Annotated in this window: 4 protein-coding genes and 1 pseudogene; 2 read left to right on the top strand and 3 right to left on the bottom strand. The window is 67.8% G+C overall.

What is annotated here, in order from left to right; all coding sequences use genetic code 11:
- Positions 1 to 102 (top strand): annotated as a pseudogene (locus tag ACOJTD_RS01445) (crossover junction endodeoxyribonuclease RuvC); the annotation flags it as partial.
- Between the two features lie 230 nt (positions 103 to 332).
- Here ACOJTD_RS01445 and ruvC read toward each other — a convergent pair.
- Together ruvC and ACOJTD_RS01455 are read right to left on the bottom strand one after the other, a co-directional pair.
- Positions 333 to 854, bottom strand: a complete 522-nt coding sequence (gene ruvC, locus ACOJTD_RS01450; protein WP_420131165.1) for a crossover junction endodeoxyribonuclease RuvC — start codon at positions 852 to 854, stop codon at positions 333 to 335.
- Positions 855 to 1175: 321 nt separating this feature from the next.
- On the bottom strand, positions 1176 to 1922 hold the full coding sequence (locus tag ACOJTD_RS01455; protein ID WP_420131166.1) for a YebC/PmpR family DNA-binding transcriptional regulator: 747 nt from the start codon (positions 1920 to 1922) through the stop codon (positions 1176 to 1178).
- 191 nt (positions 1923 to 2113) lie between these two features.
- Between ACOJTD_RS01455 and ACOJTD_RS01460 the strand changes: the two genes are divergently transcribed.
- Positions 2114 to 3871 (top strand): methyl-accepting chemotaxis protein, encoded by a 1758-nt coding sequence (locus ACOJTD_RS01460; protein ID WP_420131167.1) that lies wholly within the window; start codon positions 2114 to 2116, stop codon positions 3869 to 3871.
- 424 nt (positions 3872 to 4295) lie between these two features.
- Here the strand turns inward: ACOJTD_RS01460 and ACOJTD_RS01465 are convergent, their stop codons facing one another.
- Complete coding sequence (locus ACOJTD_RS01465; protein WP_420131168.1) at positions 4296 to 4586, bottom strand: cysteine rich repeat-containing protein; 291 nt, start codon at positions 4584 to 4586, stop codon at positions 4296 to 4298.
- Positions 4587 to 4709 lie beyond the last annotated feature (123 nt).

Consider the following 4709-nt stretch of genomic DNA (forward strand, 5'->3'; position numbering starts at 1 on the left):
GCCGAACCGAAAACCGCCGATGCCGCCGACGCTTTGGCCATCGCCATCACCCACGCCCACCACCGCGTCAGCGCGCAACGGCTGAAGGCGGTGGGCGCATGAGGATGTTTGGAGCGATGCCTCTCCGCGCCCGCAGCGCGCCCCCTCTCCCCTCTCCCTTGCGGGGAGGGGTCGGGGGTGGGGGTCCCCGGGCACTGTGCTAGTGTTGTTCGCAGGCACGGTGCTCGCGTCGCCCTCACCCCAGCCCTCTCCCGCCAGCGGGAGAGGGGACGTGCCGCAAGCGGGGAGAGGCCTCGGCTTACATTGCAAGACTGACATCGCCGTCCCCACCATCATGCCCCCACCGCCTTCAGCCGCTGTGCGCTGACGCGGTGGTGGGCGTGGGTGATGGCGATCGCCAGGGCGTCGGCGGCGTCGGCGCTCTTGGGATCGGCCTTGGGCAGCAGGATCTTCAGCATCATCTGGATCTGGGTCTTGTCGGCATGGCCGGCGCCGACCACCGTCTTCTTGACGAGATTGGGGGCGTATTCGGCGACCAGCAGACCGTGCATTGCCGGCACCAGCATCGCCACGCCGCGCGCCTGGCCGAGCTTCAGCGTCGCGGCGCCGTCCTTGTTGACGAAGGTCTGCTCGACGGCGGCCTCGGCCGGCGCATAGGCGGCCAGCACCTTCTCAAGCCCGGCATGGATCCCCAGCAACCGCTCGGCCAGCGGCAGCGTGTCCTTCGGCTCGACCGAGCCGCACGCCACATAGACCAGCCGATTGCCCTCGCTCTCGACCACCCCCCAGCCGGTGCGGCGGAGGCCGGGGTCGATCCCGAGAATGCGGACGCTGCGAATCGGCGGCTGGCTCATGGCGCAGTGATAACGCCAGATAGACGTGAACGAAACAGAAACGGGGGATCGGGAAGCGCAGTCCCCAGCGAGGTCGGGCTGGAGCGAAGCTTCAGGAGACGCTCCACCCCCTTGCCGATCATCCCCGACAGCGCCTGTTCCCCGGATGCTGCGCAGCGCGCCGCTCTTGGCGGCGTGGTGCGCTGCTGATCCGGGGCCCGGTGCTGGCACTGCAGCGAAACCGGGGTCTCGGGGGTGTTGAGCGGAGGAACCGGGGTCCCGGATCTGCGGAGCAGCGCTGCGCGCTGCACCGCGTCCGGGACACGGGGAAGAGTCTGACGCTTAACCCGCCATCTTCGCCATCAGCGCGTCGGACACTTCGAAGTTCGCGTAGACGTTCTGGACGTCGTCGTGGTCGTTGAGGTTGTCCATCAGCTTGAACAGCTTCTCGCCGGTCTCGTCGTCGACCGCGACGGTGTTCTGCGGCTTCCAGATCAGCGCGGCCTTGCGCGGTTCGCCGTATTTGGCCTCGAGCGCCTTGGCGACGTCGCGGAAGGTGTCCTGCGAGGCGTAGATTTCGTGGCCCGATTCGGAGGAGGCGACGTCGTCGGCGCCGGCCTCGATGGCGGCTTCCAGCATGTCGTCGGCGGAGGCCTTGTCGGCGTCGTATTCGATCACGCCGGTGCGGTCGAACATGAACGACACCGAGCCGGTTTCGCCGAGATTGCCGCCCGACTTGGTGAAGTAGGAGCGGATGTCGGAGGCGGCACGATTACGATTGTCGGTCAGCGCCTCGACGATCACCGCGACGCCGCCCGGGCCGTAACCCTCGTAGCGGATCTCGTCGTAGTTCTCAGAGTCGCCGCCGATCGCCTTCTTGATGGCGCGCTCGATGTTGTCCTTCGGCATGTTCTCCTGCCGCGCGGCGATCACCGCGGCGCGCAGGCGGGGGTTCATCGCGGGGTCGGGCGTGCCGAGCTTGGCCGCGACGGTGATTTCGCGCGCCAGCTTGCTGAACAGCTTCGACTTCTGCGCATCCTGCCGGCCCTTGCGGTGCATGATGTTCTTGAATTGGGAATGTCCGGCCATGCGTGCTCTCTCGCGGTCGATCAGGAAAATTTCGGGCTGCGGCGCGGGGTTATAAGCGGCGGAAGGGCCGAAATCAAAGACCTGCGCGGCCTTCTCCTCCGAATGGCCTGTTTTCCGCAGAGGGAAATTTAACCTCACCTTCACCACGCCACGCGAGTATCAGGCAAATTTCTCGGTTTGCGGGAGGATTTATGGCGTTCGGCCTCTTTCGGAAGCGGCAGGCGGAAACGCCGGCGCCGGACGCTGCCGCCGTGGCTCCGCCGCCGCAGGCGCTCACCACCGCGGTCGCCGACGAGGCCGATTCGGCATCCGACATCCTCGAACTGCTGGAACTCGAACTCGGCTCGCTGATTCGCCAACTCGAACGCGCCGCGCAGTCGGTCACCACCGGCGTGCAGGCCACCACCACCACGCTGCACACCATCCGCGAGCGCACCGACGCGCTGACCGGCCACACCAGCGCCGCGCAGGCGACCGCGGTGTCGTTCTCGCAGGCGGCCGACAAGTTCACCCACTCGGCCGAAGGCATCGGCGCGCAGGTGCGCCAGGCCTCGCAGCTCGCCGACGATGCCAGCGCCGCCGCCAACGAAGCCACCGCCAATGTCGAGCGGCTAAGGGATTCCTCCGCGGCGATCGGCAATGTCGTCAACCTGATCGCCCAGATCGCCCGGCAGACGACGCTGCTGGCGCTGAACTCGACCATCGAGGCGGCGCGCGCCGGCGCCGCCGGCCGCGGCTTCGCCGTGGTGGCGACCGAGGTCAAGGCGCTGGCGGTGCAGACCCAGGAGGCGACCGAGGAGATCAAGCGCAAGATCGATGCCCTGCAGCGCGACGCCTCGAGCTCGGCCGATGCGGTGCATCGGATCACCAGCGCGATCGCGGCGATCCGCCCGGTGTTCGACACCGTCAACGGCGCCGTTGCCGAGCAGAACGCCACCACCGGCGACGTCGCCGGCAACGCCGCCACCGCCGGCAATTTCATCGTCTCGGTCGGTGACAGCGCCGCCGAGATCGAGAGCGCCACCCGCGACGCCGAGCAGCACGGCGCCGACGTCGCCCGTGCCGGCCAGACCGTGACGCTGTTCGCCGAGAAGCTGCGCGCCCGCACCGCGGTGCTGCTCAAGCAAGGCGAGCGCGAGGAGGCGCGCCGGCGCGAGAAGCTGCCGTGCCATCTGACCATCGAGATCGCGGCGCCGCGCGGGCGGATCAGCGCGCCGGTTTACGAGATCTCGCAGGGCGGCGTGCTGATCGCCGGCCCGGCCGCGGCGTCCCTCGCGGTCAATCAAACTTACGACGCCGAGCTGCAGGAGATCGGCGCCTGCCGGCTGCGCATCACCGAGCACGGCAGCGCCGGCGCGCAGGCGATGTTCATCGCACCGAGCCCGGCGCTGCAGGAGGCGATCGAGGACCGGCTGTGGGCGATCCGCGACGAGAACTCCGGATTCGTCGCCCGTGCTCTCGAAGCCGGCACCGAACTACACCGCATCTTCGAGCGCGGCATCGCCACCGGCGCGATCACGCTCGACGACATGTTCGACGACAGCTACGTGGAGATTCCCGGCACCAATCCGGTGCAATATCGCACGCAGATTCTCGACTGGGCCGACCGCGCGCTGCCGCCGTTCCAGGAAGCGTTCCTCGCCAAGGACTCGCGCATGGCGTTCTGCGTGATGATCGACCGCAACGGCTATCTGCCGGTGCACAACCGCATCTACTCGCAGCCGCAGCGCCCCGGCGACGTCGCGTTCAACACCGCCAACAGCCGCAACCGCCGCATCTTCAACGACCCCGCCGGCCTCGCCGCCGGCCGCAACACCCGCCCGTTCCTGATCCAGAGCTACGCCCGCGACATGGGCGGCGGCAACATGGTGATGATGCGAGAGATCGACGTCCCGGTGAAGGTGCGCGGGCGGCACTGGGGCGGGTTCAGGACGGCGTATAAGCTGTAGAGATTGCGCTGACGCGCCTCGCTCCCCGCGATTAGTTCGGACGAGGCCTTACCCCACCTTCAGTGTCATCGCCCGCGAAGGCGGGCGACCCAGTATTCCAGTGCGTTCATCAGTCTGCACGGTGTCATCTCTGACGCTCTGCAATACTGGATCCCCCGCATGCGCGGGGGATGACGATCGGGTGTGGGGCTGGGCGTTGCCACACAACAGTTGCTTGTGGGGCAGCTCGTTGTCGAACAACGGCTTGTTGTGGGGCACCGCGCCCCCCAACTTCCGCCGTCACGCGCGGGCTTGACCCGCGCATCCATCGCGCGCTTGGCGCGCTGCTAACAACGTTCTTGCGAGGGGGATGGATTGCCGGGTCAAGCCCGGCAATGACGATCGAATTGGGTCCGAGAGGTTGCGGCTCAAGCACGCGCTCTGCCTACTTCGCCGATCCGACCACCGCTTTGCAGGCGTCCGAGAGGCTGGCGAAGTTGTCGGCGAGGCATTTCTTGATGCGGCCGCCGCCGGGCGTCACGCTGTTGCAGAACTTCTGGTAGTCGGGCTTGCAGGCTTCGCGGGCGGCAGCGCGATCCTGGGCGCTGGCGAGCGACAGCGACACCGCGAGCGCGGCGATCACCAATGCGGCGACGAGGCAAGCGCGCACCAGCGCGTCGCTGGCGTAGAACAAAGCAGGCCGGGAACGGCCGGAGGTCGACATCAATCGGGGCATGAGGGCTCCTTTGATCCAGTTGCAAAGGATGGGTCGTTTTGCACGTCCGGCAGGCGGATGTAGGTGATACGCTGCAGCCGCCGCGATCCCTCGCGCCGCGCCGGCTCAGCGAAACATTCCGCC

The organism is Rhodopseudomonas sp., assembly GCF_048594845.1.
Taxonomy (GTDB): domain Bacteria; phylum Pseudomonadota; class Alphaproteobacteria; order Rhizobiales; family Xanthobacteraceae; genus Rhodopseudomonas.